This window comes from Novosphingobium sp., assembly GCF_037133355.1.
GTDB lineage: Bacteria > Pseudomonadota > Alphaproteobacteria > Sphingomonadales > Sphingomonadaceae > Novosphingobium.
This window is the reverse complement of sequence record NZ_JBAXOI010000001.1, coordinates 42745-62345: the sequence shown is the minus strand read 5'-3', so window position 1 is coordinate 62345 and position 19601 is coordinate 42745. Positions and strand designations below refer to the sequence as shown.

Here is a 19601-nt window from a genome sequence, read left to right as displayed (position 1 = left end):
CGAAGGAGCGCAAGTCTCGCTACTTCGCGGCCCGCACCTCGTCGATGGCGGCGCGGACGGCTGAAATCACCGCAGCGGGCTGATCGATCTGGATATAGTGGGCGCTGTCCGCGACCTCGCTATGGCTGCTCCTTGTTGAAAGCGCCGCGATGCGAGCATGGCTGGCGCTCAATACGGCATGAAGATAGGCAAGATCGGCTGGCGTCGCGCCGGGCATCACCGGAGTGGCTGCGGTAAGGACATGCAGCGGCTTTGCCCCGAAACTGACGGTCAGGGCGTCCATCTGCCTGTCATCGATGTCGAACGGGCTCGGCAGCAGAAAGTTGAGCGCTTCGCTGAGGTTCGCGAAACCGACATTGCCATCGGCGATCTGGCGCAGAATTTCCCCGCGCACGCCGGGGTCTGCAAGGTCTGGCGCGTCCCCGATCTCGAGGCAGTCCTTCGCCGGTTTGTCCTTGGGCGGCGACAGGCGGCCGGCGATGGCCAGCGCCACGCAGCGCTGGGTGCCGGTCAGATAGTCCGCCAGGCTCTGCGCGAGCAGATCTGGCTTGCCCGGCAGTTGCAGCGCCTGATTGTGGTGGGCGAACGACGGATCGACAAGCACCTCGGCGGCAACGTCGCCGGGGTATTTCCCTTGCAGATAGACGCCGTAAAGTCCGGCAATCGAATGGCCGACATAGATGAGCGGCGCACCCAGATCCGCGGTCTTGATCAGGCGGTGGATGTCTTCAACCGTGGTCGCGACGTCCGCCGGGGCGGTCAGCGGGTCGCTATGGCCATGGCCGGCGCGATCATAGGCACAGGTGCGGGTCACTTTGCCGATCTCGCCCTGCACCCGGCGCCAATCCAGAATGCCGCCGCCAGCCCCGGCATCTAGCAGCACGATCGGGCTTCCCTGCCCGGTGCAATAGAGATTGAGCGAGCGGCCGGGTTCGACTTCCACTTTCTGCTGCGGCTGGGTGTAGGCGCTTTCGGGTACCGACACCGGAGCCGCCGAAGCGGCCAAGGGCACCAGAGCGCCCAATGCCGCCAGCAAGCCCATCCGCCAAGCCATACCCACCCCTGTTCACAAGACAGCCCTGTGGCTATCATGCGGCCTTGGGGGCGTCCAGCAGGCCAGGTTTCGCTCCGATGGAGCGCCAGATGGCAGTGACGGTTTACGGGATTCCCAATTGCGACACCGTGAAGAAGGCCCGTGCCTGGCTTGACGCCAAGGGCATCGCCTACACCTTCCACGACTACAAGAAGCAGGGCGCGGATGCGGCGCAGGTGGCGGGCTGGATCGCGGCGGCGGGGCTGGGCACGGTGGTGAACCGCGCGGGGACGACGTTTCGCAAGTTTTCGGCGGAGGATCAGGCGGCGCTGGGCGGCGATGGTGCGCCGGCGGTGCTGGTGGCCAACACTTCGGCGATCAAGCGGCCGATCGTCGAGCATCCGGGCGGGCTGCTGGTCGGTTTCAAGGAAGCGGAATGGGCCGCCGAAATGGGCTAAATATCCCGAAGCGCGCCCTGTTCATGGCGGCGGTTCGGTGTTATCTACATTGATGTGAGTACCGCGTCCCCTTTCGCTTTTGCGATCACCGTCGATCCCGCTGACATCGACTTCATGGGGCACGTGAACAACGCGTCCTACCTCAAGTGGGTGCAGGAGGCGGTCGTGGGCCATTGGCGCACCTTTGCCCCGGCGCAGGCGATTGCCGACCATGTCTGGGTCGCGACCAACCACAACATCACCTACAGGCGGCCGACGTTCCTCAACGATCCGGTAATCGCGCATGTCATTCTCGAACGCGTGCAAGGCGCGCGGGCTTTCTACGAGACGATCATCAAGCGCGGCGAGGATGTGCTTGCCGAGGTGAAATCGAGCTGGTGCTGCCTTGATGCCGCCACTCTGCGGCCGGCGCGGCTGGCGCGCGATCTGGTGGAGAAGTTCTTGCCAACAACGGTGGGGTGAGCCCCGGCCGTCCAACTACGTCCCACATTCGTCATTCCCGCGAAGCCGGGAATCCAGGGAGCCGCCACCCTACGCCGCTCTGGATCCCCGCCTTCGCGGGGAGGACGAAGGGAAGGTATTGCTCGGGTTGGGAATTGGCCAGGTCGCGGCCCATTACCGCAGCTTCGCGATCTCCAACCCGTCGGCCTTGGCGCGGATCCGAATCGATTCCTCGCTGCGGGTGAGCGCCTTGGCGAGCCCTTTCAGCGCCATGCCCTTCTTGGCCAGCATGTGCAGCTTCTGCACTTCATCGGTGGTCCAGGCCTGCTTGTGGCGTTCGAAGACCTTTCCCGTGGCCATCAGGCTTTCACCGCAGTGACGATGTAGTTGAGCGACAGGTCGTCGGAGAGGTGGAGCCCCTTGAGCGGGTTCCATGAGATGCCTTTGGGATTGCCCATCGCAAATCCGGCCTCGGCCAGCAGGTCGCTCATCTCCAGCGGCGTGATGAAATCATCCCAGTGGTGCGTGCCCTTGGGCACCATGCCGACTGTTTCCGCCGCGCCGACCAGCAAGAGGCGCGATGCTGTGGTGCGGTTGGGGGTGGAGAGGACGAGGAGGCCGTTCTCAGCGACTGTTGCAACAAGGCCTGCAATGAATGCGGCCTTGTCGGCCACGTGCTCGATCACTTCCATCGAGGTGACGAGATCGAAGCCCGCAAGGCCTAGCGACGCGAGTTCGCCGTGCCGGTAATCGATGGCAAGGCCGCCGGCTTCGGCATGGGCACGAGCGGCCGCGATGTTTTCCTCCGCCGCGTCCACCGCCGTTACCGCCGCGCCGAGCCGGGCAAGCGGCTCTGCCAGCAGCCCGGCGCCGCAGCCGACATCGAGCGCGCGGCGGCCGGCAAGCGGGCGCAGGGTGCGCGGATCGCTGCCGAAATGCGAATCGATGGCCTCGCGCAGGAACGCAAGCCGGACCGGGTTCAGCTTGTGCAGCATCGCCGAACTGCCCTTGGGATCCCACCATTCGGCGGCCAGCTTGCCGAAATGGGCGGCTTCCTCGGGCCTGATGGTCGCGGCGATGGTTGCATTGCTCATGCCGCGACTCTAAAGCGCCGCGTTCGTGCGGTCGAGGGGCCGCGAGGGAAACCTTTGGGAATTGGTGCGGGGGAGCAGGCGTGGCCCGGATCGTGATGAAATTCGGCGGCACTTCGATGGCCGGAACCGAGCGCATCCGCCGCGTCGCGGGGATCGTCAAGCGCCAGCAGGAAGCGGGCCACGAAGTCGCGGTGGTCGTATCGGCCATGGCGGGCGAGACCGACCGGCTGGTGAACTTCTGCCGCGAAGCCAATGCGCTTTATGACCGCGCGGAATACGACGTGGTCGTGGCGGCGGGTGAACAGGTCACTTCGGGCCTCCTCGCGCTGCATCTTCAGGCACTGGGCTGCAAGGCGCGTTCGTGGCTGGGCTGGCAATTGCCGGTGCGCACCGACGATGCCCATGCCGCCGCGCGGATCGAGGATATCGAATCGGATGCCCTCCTCGCCTCGATGGCGGCCGGCGAGATTGCGGTTATTCCAGGCTTCCAGGGCCTTGATCCCGAAGGCCGCGTGACCACGCTGGGCCGGGGCGGATCGGATACTTCGGCCGTCGCGGTGGCGGCGGCGGTTTCGGCGGACCGCTGCGATATCTACACCGATGTCGACGGGGTCTACACCACCGATCCGCGCATCGTGGCCAAGGCCCGCAAGCTCAAATACGTGACCTACGAGGAAATGCTCGAGCTGGCCTCGGTGGGCTCGAAGGTCTTGCAGACGCGCTCGGTCAGCCTCGCGATGAAGGAAGGCGTGCGCGTGCAAGTGCTTTCCTCGTTCATCGACGACAGCGCGCCGCCAGCCGACAGCATCCCCGGGACGATGATCGTTTCCGACGAGGAACTTGATCGCATTCTGGCCGAAACCCAGGAAGGACAGGACATGGAACGCCAGCTGATCACCGGCATTGCCGCCGACAAGAACGAGGCCAAGGTGACGCTGACCCGCGTCGCGGACCGCCCGGGTGCGGTGGCGGCGATCTTCGGCCCGCTGGCCGAGGCGAACATCAACGTCGACATGATCATCCAGAACATCGCCAAGGACAAGGGCGAGACCGACGTGACCTTCACCTGCCCGCAGGCGGATCTCGCCCGCACGCAGGCGCTGCTGGAAGAACGCAAGGACGCGATCGGCTATTACCGCATGATCGCCGACAGCAAGGTGGCCAAGGTCTCGGTCGTGGGCGTGGGCATGCGCAGCCACGCGGGCGTCGCGTCGACCATGTTCAAGGCGCTGGCCGAGCGCGGCATCAATATCCAGGCGATCTCGACCAGCGAGATCAAGGTTTCGGTGCTGATCGATTCGGACGAGGTGGAGCTGGCTGTGCGCGTGCTGCACACTGCCTACGAGCTGGACGCGGCCTGAGGGGGCTGCCGCCTCAGGGCAGGAGTTCGTAGGTTGCGGTTACCGTGGCTTCGGTCTCGATCGGGGCGGGGGTGATGTTGACCTTGACCGGAGCCAGCACGGCGGGTGGTGGCGGAGGCTCCTGCCTGATCGTCAGATAAGACCTGTTGTCGCTTTCCATTCTCGGCACCGTCGTCATGCTGATCAGGCGGCCGATTCTGGCGCCATTGGCCAGCGCAAGAACTTCGGCCGAGGCGCGGGCATCCTTGACGGCGGCAGCGAGAGCGGCGCTTCGGGCCGATGGCTCATCCTTGATGCCAAACGATTCGACGCTGGGCTGAAAGCCCTTGAGCCGCCCGATGAGGCCGACCACGGTCGCCGCGTCCTTCACCGAAGCGATGTGCGCCGTGACCGACATGGATGCCACGAAACCGGCCACCGCACAGGCGTCTTTCGAGAGAACCACGGAGGCAAACTCCTCCTTGCAGTCCAGGCCGCGGACCGGTTGGATGGAAAGCTCGCCGTCGTTGAATTCGGCCTGCGTGATTTGCGAGACCGCCTGGGCAATCGCCTTGCGGTCGGCTTCCACCGTTCGGACCGCGTCGTCGCTGGTGGCCCCTTCGCCGCGTACCGTATAGGCGATGGTCGCGATTTCGGGCGGCGTGGCGACCTTGCCCTTTCCGCTGACCTCGATCTGCGAGGGAGGCACGGGCGCCATCGGTGGCACGGGGGCCGCGCTGGCCAGAACCAGAAGAAGCGGTGCTGCGAACATGCCGGTTTCCTTTGATAGATGCCGCGCCAGCATTCGGCAGCGGGGGCTGCAATGCAAGTCCGGGAAATGCGGCAAATTGCCCACAGGGTTGGAGTTCTCCGATCACTGGCAAAAGTCCCGCCTTGTTGCCGCCACGAAGCAGCCCTAAGGCCCAACGCCTGCAGGCCGCGCAAGACGAGACGAACTGAATGACCGCATACCCCAAGACCGCTGCGCTGATGGCGCGCGGTGCAGAGTTCCTTGGTACCGAACATGCCGTCCTGTGCGGCGCGATGAGCTGGGTTTCCGAGCGCAATCTCGTGGCCGCGATCAGCAATGCCGGCGGTTTCGGCGTGATCGCCTGCGGCGCGATGACGCCCGAGCTGCTCGACCGGGAAATCACCGCGACCGCCGCGCTCACCGCCAAGCCTTTCGGCGTGAACCTCATCACCATGCACCCGGCGCTGTTCGACCTCATTGCGGTCTGTGCGCGGCACAAGGTCGGCCATGTCGTGCTGGCCGGCGGAATCCCGCCCAAGGGGGCGGTCGAGGCGATCAAGGCGTTCGGCGCCAAGGTGATCGTGTTCGCGCCGACATTGGCGCTGGCCAAGAAGCTGTTCCGCTCGGGCGCCGATGCGCTGGTGATCGAAGGCTCGGAAGCGGGCGGGCATATCGGCCCCGTTTCGACCTCGGTGCTGGCGCAGGAGTTTCTCCCCGCGCTTGCGGCAGAGCATATCGTCTTCGTGGCGGGCGGGATCGGCCGGGGCACGGCGATCGCGAGCTACCTCGAAATGGGCGCGAGCGGCGTGCAATTGGGCACCCGGTTTGCCTGCGCCAGCGAATCCATTGCGCACCCCTCATTCAAGGCCGCGTTCTTCCGCGCCAATGCGCGCGATGCGGTGGCCAGCGTGCAGATCGACCCGCGCCTCCCCGTCATCCCGGTGCGCGCGCTGCGCAACAAGGGCAGTGACGAATTCATCGCCAAGCAGGTCGAAGTGGCCCGCCGGCTCGATGAAGGCGTGGTGGACATGGCTGCTGCACAGCTCGAGATCGAGCATTTCTGGGCTGGCGCGCTGCGCCGCGCAGTGATTGAGGGTGATGTCGAGAGCGGCTCGCTCATGGCCGGGCAGTCTGTCGGCATGGTGACGAAGGAAGAGCCGGTGGCGGTGATCATGGCCGAACTGATGGCCGAGTGCGAGGCCGCGCTCGCCGGACGCTGACATGCCGCCAGCGGCATGATACCCTTCACCGCCCGGCGCCCACGGGCGCCGACAAGGGGAGCAGTGTGCCATGGATCTCACACCCATCCGCTCGACCGGGGCCAGCAGCGCGCGGATCGACGTGGTCATCGTTGCCGAAGGCTATACCGCGGCCGAGCGGGGCAAGTTCCTCTCCGATGCCAATGCCTTCACCACCTACATGCTTTCGGGCAGCAACAAGACGCTCAACGATCCCTTCGCGACGTACAGCGCGCTGGTGAATGCAAGCGCGGTTTTCGTCGCCTCCAGCCAGTCGGGCTACGACACCGATACGACCACGGTGAACACCGCGTTCGATGCCAAGGCCTATGGCAGCGACGGGCGGCTGGTCTATGGCAACACCAGCAAGGTCTACGACGCGCTGTCCTCGCTCAACAGCAATCAGCTCGATATCGTGATCGTACTGATCAACTCCTCGAAGTATGGCGGCGCCGGTGGCTCGGTGGCCTGGGCGACCGCCGGCAATCCCTCGTCCTATGAGGTTGCGCTGCACGAGATCGGGCACAGCTTTGCCAGTCTGGAAGACGAGTACGCCGACCCCGCGCTGACCGGCACGTTCCCGCTCTCCGGTCTGGACAGCGTCCACGTCGCCGCGACCAATGATCCGGCCAAAGTGCCCTGGAAGGAATGGCTCGGCTTCAAGGACGGGCTGGGCACAGTGGGTATCTATGAAGGCGGCTACTACCGCTCGACGGGCGTATGGCGCGCGACGCAGCAATCGAAGATGCTCTACCTCGGCACGGCGTTCAGCTCGCCCGAAAAGGAAGCCTTCATCGACCGGTTCTACGCGGTGACGAGCGGCCTTGTGGCATTGCCGAGGCAGAAGCTGCTGACCACGGCGCTGGCCTCCACGCCGAACAACAGCCTCTTCGCTTTCGCCTGGACCTTGGGCGGCAAGGCGGCGGGCGGCAATGCCGCGACGCTTGATCTCAAAAGTACGATCAAGGGCTCGGCAGACGGGACCGTGACGCTCGACCTCGGCGTCACGATCAAGGACGCCACCGGCCTGGTGCGCAAGGCATCGGTGCTGGCGGACAGCCAGGAGACGGTGACCGGGCAACTCGTGTTCACCAAGACCACGCTCGACAGCGCGCACACCGCGTTTTCGGCCAGCGATACCGGGAACCACTACGTTGTCGGCTCGGGCCTTGCCGACACGATTTCGCTCGCCGGAACGCTCGGCACCTTGACCTGGGTCGAGGCCGGGAGCGGCAACGACAGCATCACCGGCAAGGGTGGTGCCGATCTTTTCAGCGGCGGCAACGGCAACGATCAACTCTCGGGCGGGGCGGGCAACGACCAGTTGCTCGGCGGCGCGGGCGACGACCGGCTCGACGGCGGCGACGGCACGGACCTGCTCGACGGCGGTGCCGGAGCCGATCAGCTGAACGGCGGGGCGGGAAGCGACACGCTGCTCGGCGGAACCGGGCGCGATTTCCTCACCGGAGGCGCGGGCAACGACCGCTTCGTGTTCCGTGGCGGCGATTTCGGCGGAGCGACCAAAACCACCGCTGACGTGATCATGGACTGGAATGCGGGCGACCGCATCGACCTTTCCAAAGTCGATGCCGATATCCGCGCTGTGGCCGATGCGGCGGGCAATCAGGCTTTCGCGTTTCTCGGCACGGCCGCCTTCAATACCGCCGACAGCAAGATCGGCGAGCTGCGCTATGAAACGAGTGCGACGGGCGTGATCGTTTATGGCGACCAGAACGGCGATGGGGTTGCCGATTTCGCGCTGCGGGTAGACGGGGTTTCCAGCCTCTCGGCTGGCGACTTCCTGCTCTGAGCTCGCCTCAGGTTTCGAGCTCGACGTCCCAGTAAAGCCAGTCGCGCCAGCTTTCATGAAGGTGGCCCGGCGGGAACAGGCGGCCGCGTTCCTGCAAGTGCCACGAGGTGGGCCGGATCGGCTGTGTGATGAGGTGCATCTGCGCCTGCGCCGGGGTGCGCCCGCCTTTGCGCATGTTGCAAGGTGCGCAAGCCGCCACGACGTTTTCCCAGGTCGTGCGCCCGCCAAGGCGGCGCGGCACGACGTGGTCGAAGGTCAGCTGATCGGGGCTGCCGCAGTACTGGCACTGGAACTTGTCGCGCAGGAACAGGTTGAACCGTGTGAAGGCCGGAAACTCGCTGGGCCGCACGAATTGCCTCAGCGCGATGACCGACGGGATCTTCATGTCGAGCGAGGCACTGTGCACCTCACGCTCGTAAGTCGCGACAATATCCACGCGTTCGAGGAATACCGCCTTGATCGCGGTCTGCCATGGCCAGAGGCTCAAGGGATAGTAGCTCAGCGGCGTGTAATCCGCATTCAGCACGAGCGCCGGGCAATTCGAGAGATGGCGGTCATGGCCAAGGATGGCGGTATCACCGCCGTGGGGCCTGGCCGCAGCCGCCCGCTCGATCAGCGCCTTGTGAAGCATGCTCCGATATGGCCCTTTCGCGTCCCTGCGTCCCGGCTCGTGCCTGGAGCCGTTTGGGGGACGCGGATGACCACTTCGTGACGCATGCCAGGGAGTGAACACGAGCGCGACTCGCGCGTCAAGAGGCGGATGCGAGTCCTGTCCACAGGTGGATGGCCTTGTGGACAGGACCGGGATAAAATTGTGGAAAGCGCATGATTACAGTAAGATGACTACTTGGTGTAGGCCTTCACCAGTTCGTAGAGATAGGCGCGCCCGGTCATCAGCGACTTGACCTCCATGTACTCGTTGAGGCCATGCGCCCCGTTGAGATTGGGATCGATCCACGCTCCCGGCGCGCCATACGTTGGGATGCCCACGGCGGCGAGGAAGATGCCGTCGGTACCGCCGGTCGACATTGTCGGCACCACCGGCACCCCGGGGAAGTACTTGGCCGAGAGCTTTTCCATCGGCCCGAGGATCGCCGGGTCGAGCGGCGGCGTCTTGGCGGCCGGGCGCAGCGGCGGGGCGAGCGTGATGGCGACGCCGGTATCGGCGACCACCGCCTGCAGTTCCTGCTGCACTTCCTCCACCGTGTGGCCGGGGAAGATGCGGCAGTTGATGTTGGCGCCCGCGCGCTGCGGCAAGGCGTTGTTGGCATGGCCGCCATCGATCAGCGTGGCGACGCAAGTCGTGCGCAGCATCGAGTGGAACGTGCGGTCCTGGTTGAGCACGGCTTCGGCCGCGCTGTCGGCGGGGTTGGCGGCGATTGCCTGCATCGCCTTGCCCATCGCGTCGCCGCGCACTGCACCGGCCTTGGCAAAGAAGGTGCGGGTGGTGTCGGACATCTCGAGCTTGAAATCGTAGGCCTGCAGCTTCACCAGCGCGGCCGCCAGCTCATAGATCGCGTTGTCGCGCACCGGCACCGAGCTGTGACCGCCCTCATTGCGTGTTTCGAGCCGGAAGTTCTGCACGCCCTTCTCGCCGACGTGGATCGTCTGGGTGACCAGCTTCCCGCCCTGGGACAAGCCCTTGCCATCGGTGCGCCCGCCGCCGCCTTCATTGAGCGCGAAGGCTGCATCGATCAGATCGCGCTTGTTGTTGGCAAGGTATTGCGCGCCGTTGAAGGCGTAAGTTGTCTCCTCGCCGCAGGTCAGCGCAAGCTTGAGCGTGCGCCTGGGCTTGTAGCCCTCCTGCTTGAAGCGGATGAGTGTATCGACCCAGACCGAGGCCATCGCCTTGTCGTCAAAGCTGCCGCGGGCGTAGAAGTAGCCGTTTTCCTCGACCAGCTTGAACGGATCGCGCACCCAGTCCTCGCGCTTGGCCTCGACCACGTCGATGTGCGCGAGCAGGAGGATCGGCTTCTCCGTTTTCGAGATGCCGGGCATGACGGCGACGAGGCCGCCTTCCTTGGGCTTTTCGGGCACCGCGAAGATCGTCAGCTGATCATCGGTGAAGCCCGCAGCCTTGAGGCGCGCGGCCATGCGCTCCGCCGCCAGGGTGCAGCTGCCGGACGACAGCGTAGTATTGGTTTCAACGAGTTCCTTGTAGAGGCCGCGAAACGCGTCCTCGCCGGCATAGGGATCGGCCGCCGGCGCGGCGAGCGCCGGAGTGGCCAGTACGGCGGCACAGACGGCGCCGGTCAGCAGCTTGCGCATGGGGCAGAAAGTCCTTCGCATGGGGTACGCCCGCGCGTTTCAGCACGATTGCGCATGGTCCGCCAGCCCCGCGCCGTTCAGGGGGTGAAACAGGGCTCTCCCTTGTGCAAAACAGGCCGGATTCGCTTGGGAAAACTGCGCCGAATGCCTATGCGTGACAGCATGGCCAGTACGAACGAAAACATCCCCAACGCCAACGAATATGGCGCCGATTCCATCAAGGTCCTGCGCGGGCTCGATGCGGTGCGCAAGCGCCCCGGCATGTACATCGGCGATACCGACGACGGCTCGGGCCTGCACCACATGGTTTTCGAGGTTTCCGACAACGCGATCGACGAGGCGCTGGCCGGGCACTGCGATCTCGTGCTCATCGAATTGAACCCGGATGGTTCGGTCTCGGTGGAAGACAACGGGCGCGGCATCCCCACCGGCATCCACGCGGAGGAAGGCGTTTCCGCCGCCGAAGTGATCATGACCCAGCTCCACGCGGGCGGAAAGTTCGAGAACACCAGCGAGGACAACGCATACAAGGTTTCCGGCGGCCTCCACGGCGTCGGCGTCTCGGTGGTCAACGCGCTTTCGGAATGGCTCGAGCTTACGATCTGGCGCGATGGTCAGGAGCACTGGATGCGCTTCGAGCATGGCGATGCGGTCGCCCCGCTCAAGGTGAACGGCCCGGCTCCGGCGGACGGCAAGGGCGGCGTCAAGAAGGGCACGCGGGTGACCTTCTCTGCGAGCCACGACACCTTCAAGAACGTCACCGAGTTCGATTTCGACAAGCTGGAGCACCGGTACCGCGAGCTCGCGTTCCTCAATTCGGGCGTGCGCATTCTGCTGCGTGACAAGCGGCACGAGGATGTGAAGGAGCACGACCTCTATTACGTCGGCGGCATCGCGGCCTTCGTGAAGTACCTCGATCGCAACAAGCAGCCCCTGATGCCCGATCCCATCGCGATCAATGCGGACAAGGACGGCATCGGCATCGACGTCGCGCTGCAGTGGAACGACAGCTACTACGAGAACGTCCTCACCTTCACCAACAACATCCCCCAGCGCGACGGCGGCACGCACCTCGCCGCCTTCCGCGCGGCGCTGACGCGCACGCTGAACGGCTATGCCGACAGGTCCGGGATGCTCAAGAAGGAGAAGGTCAGCCTCACCGGCGACGACATGCGCGAAGGCCTCACCGCGATCGTCTCGGTCAAGCTGCCGGACCCCAAGTTCTCCTCGCAGACCAAGGACAAGCTGGTCAGCTCCGAAGTGCGCCAGCCGCTCGAGGCCCTGATGGCCGACAAGATGAGCGAATGGCTGGAGGAAAACCCTGCCCACGCCCGCTCCGTCATCCAGAAGGTGATCGACGCCGCCGCCGCGCGCGAGGCCGCCAAGAAGGCCCGCGAGCTCACCCGGCGCAAGGGTGCGATGGATATCGCCAGCCTGCCCGGCAAGCTGGCCGATTGCCAGGAACGCGATCCCGCCAAGTGCGAGCTGTTCCTCGTCGAGGGCGATTCCGCAGGCGGCTCGGCCAAGCAGGGGCGTGACCGGCACTTCCAGGCGATCCTGCCGCTGAAGGGCAAGATCCTGAATGTGGAGCGCGCGCGGTTCGACCGGATCATCGGCTCGAAGGAAGTCGGCACGCTGATCCAGGCCATGGGCACCGGCATCCGTGACGAGTTCAACCTCGCCAAACTGCGCTATCACAAGATCGTGATCATGACCGACGCCGACGTCGACGGCGCGCATATCCGCACGCTGCTGCTGACGTTTTTCCACCGCCAGATGCCCGAGATCATCCGCGAGGGGCACCTCTTCATCGCCCAGCCGCCGCTCTACAAGGTGACCAAGGGGCGCAGCGAGGTCTACCTCAAGGACGGCCCGGCGCTTGATCGCTACCTCGTCGAGGCGGGCCTCGCGGGCCGCGTGCTGGAGACGGCGGGCGGGGCGCGCAGCGGGGCGGATCTGGCGGGGCTTGTCGAGCATGCGCTGCGGTTCCGCAACCTCATGGCCTTCGCCCCCAAGCGCTATGATCCCACGATCATCGAGGCGCTGGCGCTGGCCGGCGCGCTTGAGCCCGAGCTTGGCACCGAGGCGCGCGCGGCAGCATTGGCCGCCAGCGTGCGCTGGATGGACCGCGGCGAGCGCGAGGCGCGCTGGACCGCCGAAGTGGCGGCCGACGGCGGCTACCGCATCCAGCGCCTGTGGCGCGGGGTAACCGACCAGCACGCGATCGAAGTGGGTTTCCTCTCCAGCGCCGAGGCGCGCAAGCTCGCCCGCCTCGCCGGGGAGCATGCCGATGTCTATGCCACGCCCGCGCGTCTGGTGCGCACGAGCGCGGCGGTGGCCGAGCCCGAGCCCGAAGTGGTGGTCGAAGAGCAGGAAGGCGAGGCTGAAGCCGCCGCGCCAGTGCGCTCCACCGGCAAGGAAAGCGCCGGGATCACGCGCCCGTCCGAACTCCTCGCGCAAGTGCTGGCGGCTGGCCGCAAGGGCCTCGCCATCGCGCGCTACAAGGGGCTGGGCGAGATGAACGCCGATCAGTTGTGGGAGACGACGCTCGATCCCTCGCAGCGCTCGCTGCTGCAAGTGAAGATGGAAGACGCCGACGTGACAGACGAGATCTTCACGCGCCTGATGGGCGACGTGGTCGAGCCGCGCCGCGACTTCATCCAGGAAAACGCGCTCAACGTGGCGAACCTGGACGTCTGATGGCCGGCGCGACCTTGGCCGGGATCCCGTGGGATCAGGCGGCAACGATGATCGATCTGGAAGGGCGCGTGCCGATCATCGGCACGATCCGCGAATGTGCGCTGCACTTCACGCTCTACAAGCCGCATGCGCGGGAGAATGCGAGGCTGCTGCTGACTGTCCCGGTCCACCGCGAAGGCCGCGCGACGCGGACGTGGCTGCTCGAGCCGGGGGAGATCGCGGTGCTGGCGGCGAGGCTGAAGGAAGAAGAGTAGGCAGGGGTCAGCGGCCCCTGCGCCCCGTTCGTTTGGGGTTTTCCGCCCCTCGTTCGTGTCGAGCGAAGTCGAGACACCACACACCGCGCATGGTGTCTCGACTTCGCTCGACACGAACGGGGAGGGGGAAACGCGGACTTAACCCGCCCCTGCCATCCTCCCAGCGATGGAATTGTTCTTCCTCCTCGCGGGGCAGGCCTTGTGCCTCTTCAGCCTCTGGGCGCTGGCGCACCGCGACTGGGTGCGGATGACGCGGCCCGCCATGCGGGTGAGCGCCGTGGTGACGGGCTATCGCTCGACATGGAACGAAGGCAGCCGCAGCTACGCGCCGGTCTACCGCTTCACCAGCGAGGGCGGCGAGCACGAGGTGGTGGAGGCGGTCTACAGCGGCGCGCAGAAGCCGGATCTGGGGACCTTGGTGGCGCTCAGCCATCCGGCCGGGCGGCCTGATCTGGCGCAAGTGCCACGGCCGCTGATGTGGCTGGCGGTTTATGGTCTGCTGGCCTTCATGGAAGGCATGCTGCTGGCGAAGATGATGGGGTGGATCGGAGGCTGACCTTGCGGCGCACGCTTGCCCTCCTCCCCTCGTCATTCCCGCGAAGACGGGAATCCAGGGCGGCGCAGCGCTGGGGGGCTCTGGATCCCCGCCTTCGCGGGGATGACGAAGGTGGGGAGGCGGGCGCTGTTGGATTTGGCGGCGCGGTGGCAGAGCATCCGGGCAAGCCCGGCCGTGGGGGGAGATCGCGCGGCCGGTGCGGCGCCTGCATAACCCTCCGGGAGGGACTGCGGGGCGGCACGCCAAAAGCTGCATCGCTTGCGAATGGCCGGATGGGGCAGGACCTGACCCGGCTCGACCTTATGCCGTCAGTGTCCGGACCCGGGGGCGGCTCGCATACCAGCCGGGATCCTGCAGCGCTTGCGCCGCTGGGCACTGAACGGTGCTGGCGTGGTTGATGCCTGGCCAAGGTGTTCGGGACTGGTCCCGCCTTGAACCCGCAGCCCACACCGGCCGCGCTGGCCTTCTGCGCGCCAGAATGATCTGGGGGGCTTCGGGCCAGAAGAGCGAGGGCGAGGCTGGCCTTGCCGGCTCCCGATCTGGGCGGGGTGCATAACCTATTTGGTTTGTTTTGTCAAGGCGGCGATGGTGCGGTGGTCTGAAGCGTTGCTGGCCCATCCCTGACCCCTCCCGCAAGCGGGAGGGGGAATGTTTCCGATAGAGCCACGGTGGATGCAGTCAGCGCGGCGCTTGGCCCCCCTCCCGCTTGCGGGAGGGGTTGGGGGTGGGCATTCTCGGTGCGATGGCAAAGTTCAAACCTCGCGATACCGAGCGGGCGCGTGCGTTGCGCAACCAGGTGACCCCGGTAGAACGGTTGTTGTGGCGCTCTTTGGCACGGGGGCAGCTAGGCGCGAAGTTCAGCCGGCAGATGCCGGTGGGGCCATACTTTGCCGATTTCCTGTGCCGTGAACTCATGCTGGTCGTCGAGATCGACGGGTTCAGCCATGAAATGCGGCAGGAGGTCGATGCGGTTCGGACTCGCGCGATCGAGGCGGCGGGTTATCGGATAATCCGGTTCACCAATGCCGATGTGCTGGGGAATGTCGAGGGGGTGGCTCGTGCCATTCAGGCGGTGGTGCGCGAGGCGAGGTCGCAGGCCCACCCCTGACCCCTCCCGCAAGCGGGAGGGGGATGCGAACGCCGTGTCTTACCCCCCTCCCGCTTGCGGGAGGGGTTGGGGGTGGGATTTACTCCGCCGCGATCCCCGCCGCCTTGAACATATCGGCCTCAACCTCTTCCACCAGCTCGTTCGCCGGCTCTGCCGCCTTCGCCTTGCGGCGCGAGTCAAAGCTCGACCACACGGTGTTCCAATCGCCGCGGGTGGCGGCCTTGGAGTATTCGGTGGCGCGGGTTTCGAAGAAGTTGGCGTGTTCGACGCCGTTGAGCAGCGGGGTGAGCCAGGGGAGGGGGTGTTCCTCGATCATGTAGATCGGCTGGAAGCCCAGCTGGCCGAGGCGCCAATCGGCTATGTAGCGGATGTACTTCTTGATTTCCTTCGGGCTCATGCCCGGGACCGGGCCCTGCTCGAAGGCGAGATCGATGAAGGCGTCCTCGAGGCGGACGGTCTTCTGGCAGCAATCGATGATGTCTTCCTTCACCGCTTTGGTGAGGCAGCCGCGCTCGGCCACGAAAGCGTGGAACAGCTTGGTGATGCCTTCGCAGTGGAGCGATTCGTCGCGGACGGACCACGAGACGATCTGGCCCATGCCCTTCATCTTGTTGAAGCGCGGGAAGTTCATCAGCATGGCGAAGCTGGCGAAAAGCTGGAGGCCTTCGGTGAAGCCGCCGAACATCGCGAGGGTGCGGGCGATGTCTTCATCGGAATCGACGCCGAACTGCTGCAGGTAATCGTGCTTGGCGCGCATTTCCTCGTATTCTAGGAACATGCCGTATTCGCTTTCGGGCATGCCGATGGTGTCGAGCAGGTGGCTGTAGGCGGCGATGTGCACCGTCTCCATGTTGGAGAAGGCGGCGAGCATCATCTTGATCTCGGTCGGCTTGAACACGCGGCCGTACTTGTCGTGGTAGCAATCCTGCACCTCGATATCGGCCTGCGTGAAGAAGCGGAAAATCTGCGTTAGCAGGTTGCGCTCGTGGTCCGAGATCTTCTGCGCCCAATCGCGGCAATCCTCGCCCAAGGGCACTTCCTCGGGCATCCAGTGGATCTGCTGCTGGCGCTTCCAGAAGTCGTAGGCCCAGGGATATTCGAAGGGCTTGTAGGAGTTGCGGGCTTCAAGAAGGGGCATGGAACGGATCCTGTACGGCAAGAAAGCGGAAGATAGGCGCGTGAAGGCCCGCGCGGAAGCGGGCCGCGCGGGGCAAAGGCTGGGTGGCGGAGAGTTTTCCACCACCGGGAAGAGCAGGTGCGGCGGCGGGCGCTACTTCCAGAACCAGCGCGGGGTGAGGCCCCGGCTGCTGCGATTGCGCCACATCTGGATATAGAGCCACATGCCCGAAAAACTGAAGAAGATCATCGCGAAGCCGGAGAGCGTCGCGATCACTACGCCCACGGGTCCGAAGCTCTCGCCCGAGTGCAGATGGTGCAGCAGGCCGACCAGCGCGCGCGGATCGCCCGGCTTGGGCTTGGGCCGGCACAGATAGTCGGGCGGGCAAGTGAAGGCCGGTTTGGCGGCGGCCTGCTCTGTTTTGGGCTTCTCGCCCTCGCCGCCCGCCATCAGCGGAACGATCTGGCTGAGCGTGCCCGTCACCGCGATCCACAGCAGGAACACCCCGAAGAAAACCGAAATCCAGCGGTGAAACTTGCGCATTCTCGAGCACCTCTTGCGATTGCGAATTAATCGCAAGTGTAGACTTCTGCAGGCATGCCGGGCAAGCCGCCAATGTGTCGCGGCTTGTCGCAGCGTAGTGGAGCGGCGGCTCACACGGGGCAGTCGCCGATACCGAACCGACGATCGTCATTCTGCCGGCGCCAGTCGGCGGGCTTCGGTGACGGGCAAGCCCGCCTCGGTCGGCACATAAATCAGTTGTGCCTTCGAATCCTCCAGCGCCTGGATCTGCAGATAGCGCAAGTAGCCTTCCGGCCCGCCGAGCGAGTTCTGCAGGATCTGGTTGGCCTTGGCCGCGCCCTCGGCACGGATCACCTCAGCCTCGGCCAGGGAAACCGCGCTTTCCTTCTTGGCGCGTGCTTCGAGGATCGCGACCTGACGCGAGCTCTGCGCCTCGGCCAGTGCGGCCTCGCCGGCAAGGCGCTGCGAGTAGACCCGATATTGCGGCCACACGACCAGCAAGCCGACGAGCAGCACGCCAGCGATGCCCAGTCCGAGCATCGAGCAGCCAGCGTTGGCTTCAAGCGGATTCCTGTAGGCCACTCGCGATTACCTCCTGCACGCTTGCCCGGCTGCCATCACTGGCAGGCGAGGCATTCCTCGTAGTCGGTCTGCGCGGCGAGTTCGATGACGGGCGCGACGGCGGTGTTGTCTGCTTCTACCCCGCCGGCGAAACCGGCGCGCTGCACCGACTTCGAGCGGAGGTAGTAGAGCGACTTGATGCCCTTCTCCCACGCCTGGAAGTGCAGCATCATGAGGTCCCACTTGTCGACATCGGCCGGGATGTAGAGGTTCAGCGACTGCGCCTGATCGATATAGGGCGTGCGGTCTGCGGCAAATTCGAGCAGCCAACGCTGGTCGATCTCGAAGCTGGTCTTGTAGACGGCCTTTTCCTCTGGGCTGAGGAAATCGAGGTGCTGGACCGAACCGCCGCGCTCGAGGATCGAGTTCCAGACGTTGGTCGAATCCTTCGACTTCGACTGGAGCAGCTTCTCGAGATAGGGGTTCTTGACCACGAAGCTGCCCGAGAGCGTCTTGTGGGTGTAGATGTTCGCCGGGATCGGCTCGATGCAGGCGGAAGTGCCGCCGCAGATGATCGAGATCGATGCGGTGGGCGCGATCGCCATCTTGCACGAGAAGCGCTGCATCACGCCCATGTCTGCCGCGTCGGGGCAGGGGCCGCGTTCCTGCGCGAGCATGAGCGAGGCCTCGTCCGCGCGCTCGGCGATGTGGCGGAACATCTTGTGGTTCCACGCTTTCGCCATCGCGCTTTCGAAGGCGATGCCCTTGAGCTGCAGGAACGAGTGGAAACCCATCACGCCCATGCCGACGCTGCGCTCGCGCATCGCGGAATACTTGGCGCGCGCCATCTCGTCCGGCGCGCGGTCTATGTAGTCCTGCAGCACGTTGTCGAGGAAGCGCAGCACGTCCTCGATGAACTTGCGGTCACCCTGCCATTCGTCCCAGGTTTCGAGATTGAGCGAGGAGAGGCAGCACACGGCCGTCCGGTCGTTGCCGAGGTGGTCGCGCCCGGTGGGGAGCGTGATTTCCGAGCAGAGGTTCGAAGTCGAGACCTTGAGCCCGAGATCGCGGTGATGCTTGGGCATCATGCGGTTCACCGTATCGTTGAACACGATATAGGGCTCACCCGTGGCAAGGCGGGTCTCGACGAGCTTCTGGAACAGCGAGCGCGCATCGACCGTGCCGCGCACCGAGCCGTCCTTGGGGCTGCGCAAGTGGAACTCGGTGCCATCGCGCACCGCTTCCATGAACGCGTCCGTCAGCAGCACGCCGTGGTGCAGGTTGAGCGCCTTGCGGTTGAAATCGCCCGACGGCTTGCGGATCTCGAGGAACTCCTCGATTTCCGGGTGCGACACATCGAGATAGCAGGCGGCCGAGCCGCGGCGCAGCGAGCCCTGGCTGATCGCGAGGGTGAGGCTGTCCATCACGCGGACGAAGGGAATGATGCCGCTGGTCTTGCCGTTGAGGCCCACGCTTTCGCCGATACCGCGCACCTGGCCCCAATAAGTGCCGATGCCGCCGCCGCGGCTGGCGAGCCAGACGTTCTCGTTCCAGGTGCCGACGATGCCTTCGAGGCTGTCAGACACCGAGTTGAGGTAGCACGAGATGGGGAGGCCGCGCCCGGTGCCACCGTTCGAGAGCACGGGGGTGGCGGGCATGAACCACAGCTTCGAGATGTAGTCGTAGAGCCGCTGGGCGTGGCCCTGATCATCCGCATAGGCATCCGCGACGCGCGCGAAAAGATCCTGATAGCGTTCGCCGGGCAGCAGATAGCGATCGTCGAGCGTGTCCTTGCCGAAGGCGGTGAGCAGCGCGTCGCGCCCGGCATCGGTGACAATCGTGAAGCGGCGCGCGTTGATCGTCTTGGAATCCCCGGTCGGCCCCGCCGCCGTCTTGGCCGCTGCGGCAAGCGCGCCGGCGGCGCCTGCAGCCATTGCCGCAACCAGTGCCTCGCTGCCCTTGTCGTCCGCATTCATGCCAATCGCCTTCTCGTTTCCGCCTGCCGGGGCCGCCTTCGCGGCGAGGCCCAATTCGCTCTGGCCGAAGTCATCGCGACCCGTCTCGTCCTGCACCACAGCGCCGTCCCCAGTCCTGAAATCCACGCGACAAACCCCTGTTCCGTTCGCCGGCAATCGTGCGCCGGCCTTTCCTGCAAACCCGGGAACCACCGCACCACGGCGCCGGAACCCACTGCCTGATCGCTGCCGACGCCCGTCTGCCGAAGCCGAATCGAGGCGTGGTAACGATCTTACGCCTGGCGGAACAAAAGGAGAATAAAAATCCCCTCACGTCCGGGCAGGCGCCCTATCACAAGGTCAAGTCAAGGAGCGGCGGCAAATCAGCCACCGTT

General features: G+C 65.4%; 19 protein-coding genes. 9 read left to right on the top strand and 10 right to left on the bottom strand.

The genetic code is table 11. The features are described from left to right. Positions 1–19: 19 nt before the first annotated feature. Entirely contained in the window at positions 20–1054 is a 1035-nt protein-coding gene (locus WCL10_RS00335) for an alpha/beta hydrolase (RefSeq protein WP_336893619.1), read from the bottom strand. Between the two features lie 89 nt (positions 1055–1143). Here WCL10_RS00335 and WCL10_RS00330 point away from each other — a divergent pair, with 89 nt between their 5' ends. Both WCL10_RS00330 and WCL10_RS00325 read left to right on the top strand, forming a co-directional pair. Then, positions 1144–1491, top strand: a complete 348-nt coding sequence (locus WCL10_RS00330; RefSeq protein WP_336893618.1) for an arsenate reductase — start codon at positions 1144–1146, stop codon at positions 1489–1491. A gap of 54 nt (positions 1492–1545) precedes the next feature. Beyond that, on the top strand, positions 1546–1953 hold the full coding sequence (locus tag WCL10_RS00325) for a thioesterase family protein (RefSeq protein WP_336893617.1): 408 nt from the start codon (positions 1546–1548) through the stop codon (positions 1951–1953). A gap of 153 nt (positions 1954–2106) precedes the next feature. Here the strand turns inward: WCL10_RS00325 and WCL10_RS00320 are convergent, their stop codons facing one another. After that, a complete protein-coding gene (locus WCL10_RS00320; RefSeq protein ID WP_336893616.1) occupies positions 2107–2292 on the bottom strand; it encodes a hypothetical protein in 186 nt (61 codons plus the stop codon). Beyond that, positions 2292–3026 carry a bifunctional 2-polyprenyl-6-hydroxyphenol methylase/3-demethylubiquinol 3-O-methyltransferase UbiG gene (ubiG, locus tag WCL10_RS00315; RefSeq protein ID WP_336893615.1) on the bottom strand — a complete coding sequence of 245 codons (735 nt, stop codon included), beginning with the start codon at positions 3024–3026 and terminating at the stop codon, positions 2292–2294. Before ubiG ends, WCL10_RS00320 begins: the two co-directional genes overlap by 1 nt. 95 nt (positions 3027–3121) lie before the next feature. Here ubiG and WCL10_RS00310 point away from each other — a divergent pair, with 95 nt between their 5' ends. Beyond that, positions 3122–4387 (top strand): aspartate kinase, encoded by a 1266-nt coding sequence (locus WCL10_RS00310; protein ID WP_336893975.1) that lies wholly within the window; start codon positions 3122–3124, stop codon positions 4385–4387. 13 nt (positions 4388–4400) lie between these two features. Here the strand turns inward: WCL10_RS00310 and WCL10_RS00305 are convergent, their stop codons facing one another. Next, positions 4401–5138, bottom strand: a complete 738-nt coding sequence (locus tag WCL10_RS00305) for an SIMPL domain-containing protein (RefSeq protein ID WP_336893614.1) — start codon at positions 5136–5138, stop codon at positions 4401–4403. A gap of 188 nt (positions 5139–5326) precedes the next feature. Between WCL10_RS00305 and WCL10_RS00300 the strand changes: the two genes are divergently transcribed. Together WCL10_RS00300 and WCL10_RS00295 are read left to right on the top strand one after the other, a co-directional pair. Then, positions 5327–6337, top strand: a complete 1011-nt coding sequence (locus tag WCL10_RS00300; RefSeq protein ID WP_336893613.1) for a nitronate monooxygenase — start codon at positions 5327–5329, stop codon at positions 6335–6337. Between the two features lie 70 nt (positions 6338–6407). Next, complete coding sequence (locus WCL10_RS00295; protein ID WP_336893612.1) at positions 6408–8165, top strand: M64 family metallopeptidase; 1758 nt, start codon at positions 6408–6410, stop codon at positions 8163–8165. Between the two features lie 7 nt (positions 8166–8172). On the opposite strand, the gene WCL10_RS00290 is transcribed toward WCL10_RS00295, so the two are convergent. Then, the gene (locus WCL10_RS00290) at positions 8173–8796 is read right to left on the bottom strand and encodes an HNH endonuclease (RefSeq protein WP_336893611.1); all 624 of its coding nucleotides are present in this window, start codon (positions 8794–8796) and stop codon (positions 8173–8175) included. Positions 8797–9008: 212 nt separating this feature from the next. Further along, positions 9009–10433, bottom strand: coding sequence for a M20/M25/M40 family metallo-hydrolase (locus WCL10_RS00285; RefSeq protein WP_336893610.1), 1425 nt, complete (start codon positions 10431–10433; stop codon positions 9009–9011). A gap of 162 nt (positions 10434–10595) precedes the next feature. On the opposite strand from WCL10_RS00285, the gene gyrB reads away from it, so the two are divergent. From gyrB to WCL10_RS00265, 4 genes are all read left to right on the top strand, one after another. After that, positions 10596–13133 (top strand): DNA topoisomerase (ATP-hydrolyzing) subunit B, encoded by a 2538-nt coding sequence (gene gyrB / locus WCL10_RS00280; protein ID WP_336893609.1) that lies wholly within the window; start codon positions 10596–10598, stop codon positions 13131–13133. Next, positions 13133–13387 (top strand): hypothetical protein, encoded by a 255-nt coding sequence (locus tag WCL10_RS00275; protein ID WP_336893608.1) that lies wholly within the window; start codon positions 13133–13135, stop codon positions 13385–13387. The genes gyrB and WCL10_RS00275 overlap by 1 nt, the downstream gene beginning before the upstream one ends. Before the next feature lie 166 nt (positions 13388–13553). Next, on the top strand, positions 13554–13943 hold the full coding sequence (locus WCL10_RS00270; RefSeq protein ID WP_336893607.1) for a DUF3592 domain-containing protein: 390 nt from the start codon (positions 13554–13556) through the stop codon (positions 13941–13943). Positions 13944–14685: 742 nt separating this feature from the next. After that, positions 14686–15051, top strand: coding sequence for a DUF559 domain-containing protein (locus WCL10_RS00265; protein ID WP_336893606.1), 366 nt, complete (start codon positions 14686–14688; stop codon positions 15049–15051). A 79-nt stretch (positions 15052–15130) separates the two neighbouring features. On the opposite strand, the gene WCL10_RS00260 is transcribed toward WCL10_RS00265, so the two are convergent. From WCL10_RS00260 to WCL10_RS00245, 4 genes are all read right to left on the bottom strand, one after another. Further along, a complete protein-coding gene (locus tag WCL10_RS00260) occupies positions 15131–16189 on the bottom strand; it encodes a ribonucleotide-diphosphate reductase subunit beta (RefSeq protein ID WP_336893605.1) in 1059 nt (352 codons plus the stop codon). A gap of 132 nt (positions 16190–16321) precedes the next feature. Beyond that, positions 16322–16825 carry a PepSY domain-containing protein gene (locus tag WCL10_RS00255; protein ID WP_336893604.1) on the bottom strand — a complete coding sequence of 168 codons (504 nt, stop codon included), beginning with the start codon at positions 16823–16825 and terminating at the stop codon, positions 16322–16324. Between the two features lie 33 nt (positions 16826–16858). Further along, positions 16859–17272 (bottom strand): membrane protease subunit, encoded by a 414-nt coding sequence (locus WCL10_RS00250; RefSeq protein WP_336893603.1) that lies wholly within the window; start codon positions 17270–17272, stop codon positions 16859–16861. A 35-nt stretch (positions 17273–17307) separates the two neighbouring features. Next, positions 17308–19227 (bottom strand): ribonucleoside-diphosphate reductase subunit alpha, encoded by a 1920-nt coding sequence (locus WCL10_RS00245; RefSeq protein ID WP_336893974.1) that lies wholly within the window; start codon positions 19225–19227, stop codon positions 17308–17310. Between the last annotated feature and the right edge of the window lie 374 nt (positions 19228–19601).

What these genes read in the sequence shown, in the direction of transcription:
- WCL10_RS00335 (WP_336893619.1), bottom strand. Translation starts at nt 1,054, where the DNA reads ATGGCTTGGCGGATGGGCTTGCTGGCGGCATTGGGCGCTCTGGTGCCC.
- WCL10_RS00330 (WP_336893618.1), top strand. Translation starts at nt 1,144, where the DNA reads ATGGCAGTGACGGTTTACGGGATTCCCAATTGCGACACCGTGAAGAAG.
- WCL10_RS00320 (WP_336893616.1), bottom strand. Translation starts at nt 2,292, where the DNA reads ATGGCCACGGGAAAGGTCTTCGAACGCCACAAGCAGGCCTGGACCACC.
- ubiG (WP_336893615.1), bottom strand. Translation starts at nt 3,026, where the DNA reads ATGAGCAATGCAACCATCGCCGCGACCATCAGGCCCGAGGAAGCCGCC.
- WCL10_RS00310 (WP_336893975.1), top strand. Translation starts at nt 3,122, where the DNA reads ATGAAATTCGGCGGCACTTCGATGGCCGGAACCGAGCGCATCCGCCGC.
- WCL10_RS00305 (WP_336893614.1), bottom strand. Translation starts at nt 5,138, where the DNA reads ATGTTCGCAGCACCGCTTCTTCTGGTTCTGGCCAGCGCGGCCCCCGTG.
- WCL10_RS00300 (WP_336893613.1), top strand. Translation starts at nt 5,327, where the DNA reads ATGACCGCATACCCCAAGACCGCTGCGCTGATGGCGCGCGGTGCAGAG.
- WCL10_RS00295 (WP_336893612.1), top strand. Translation starts at nt 6,408, where the DNA reads ATGGATCTCACACCCATCCGCTCGACCGGGGCCAGCAGCGCGCGGATC.
- WCL10_RS00290 (WP_336893611.1), bottom strand. Translation starts at nt 8,796, where the DNA reads ATGCTTCACAAGGCGCTGATCGAGCGGGCGGCTGCGGCCAGGCCCCAC.
- WCL10_RS00285 (WP_336893610.1), bottom strand. Translation starts at nt 10,433, where the DNA reads ATGCGCAAGCTGCTGACCGGCGCCGTCTGTGCCGCCGTACTGGCCACT.
- gyrB (WP_336893609.1), top strand. Translation starts at nt 10,596, where the DNA reads ATGGCCAGTACGAACGAAAACATCCCCAACGCCAACGAATATGGCGCC.
- WCL10_RS00275 (WP_336893608.1), top strand. Translation starts at nt 13,133, where the DNA reads ATGGCCGGCGCGACCTTGGCCGGGATCCCGTGGGATCAGGCGGCAACG.
- WCL10_RS00270 (WP_336893607.1), top strand. Translation starts at nt 13,554, where the DNA reads ATGGAATTGTTCTTCCTCCTCGCGGGGCAGGCCTTGTGCCTCTTCAGC.
- WCL10_RS00265 (WP_336893606.1), top strand. Translation starts at nt 14,686, where the DNA reads ATGGCAAAGTTCAAACCTCGCGATACCGAGCGGGCGCGTGCGTTGCGC.
- WCL10_RS00260 (WP_336893605.1), bottom strand. Translation starts at nt 16,189, where the DNA reads ATGCCCCTTCTTGAAGCCCGCAACTCCTACAAGCCCTTCGAATATCCC.
- WCL10_RS00245 (WP_336893974.1), bottom strand. Translation starts at nt 19,227, where the DNA reads ATGAATGCGGACGACAAGGGCAGCGAGGCACTGGTTGCGGCAATGGCT.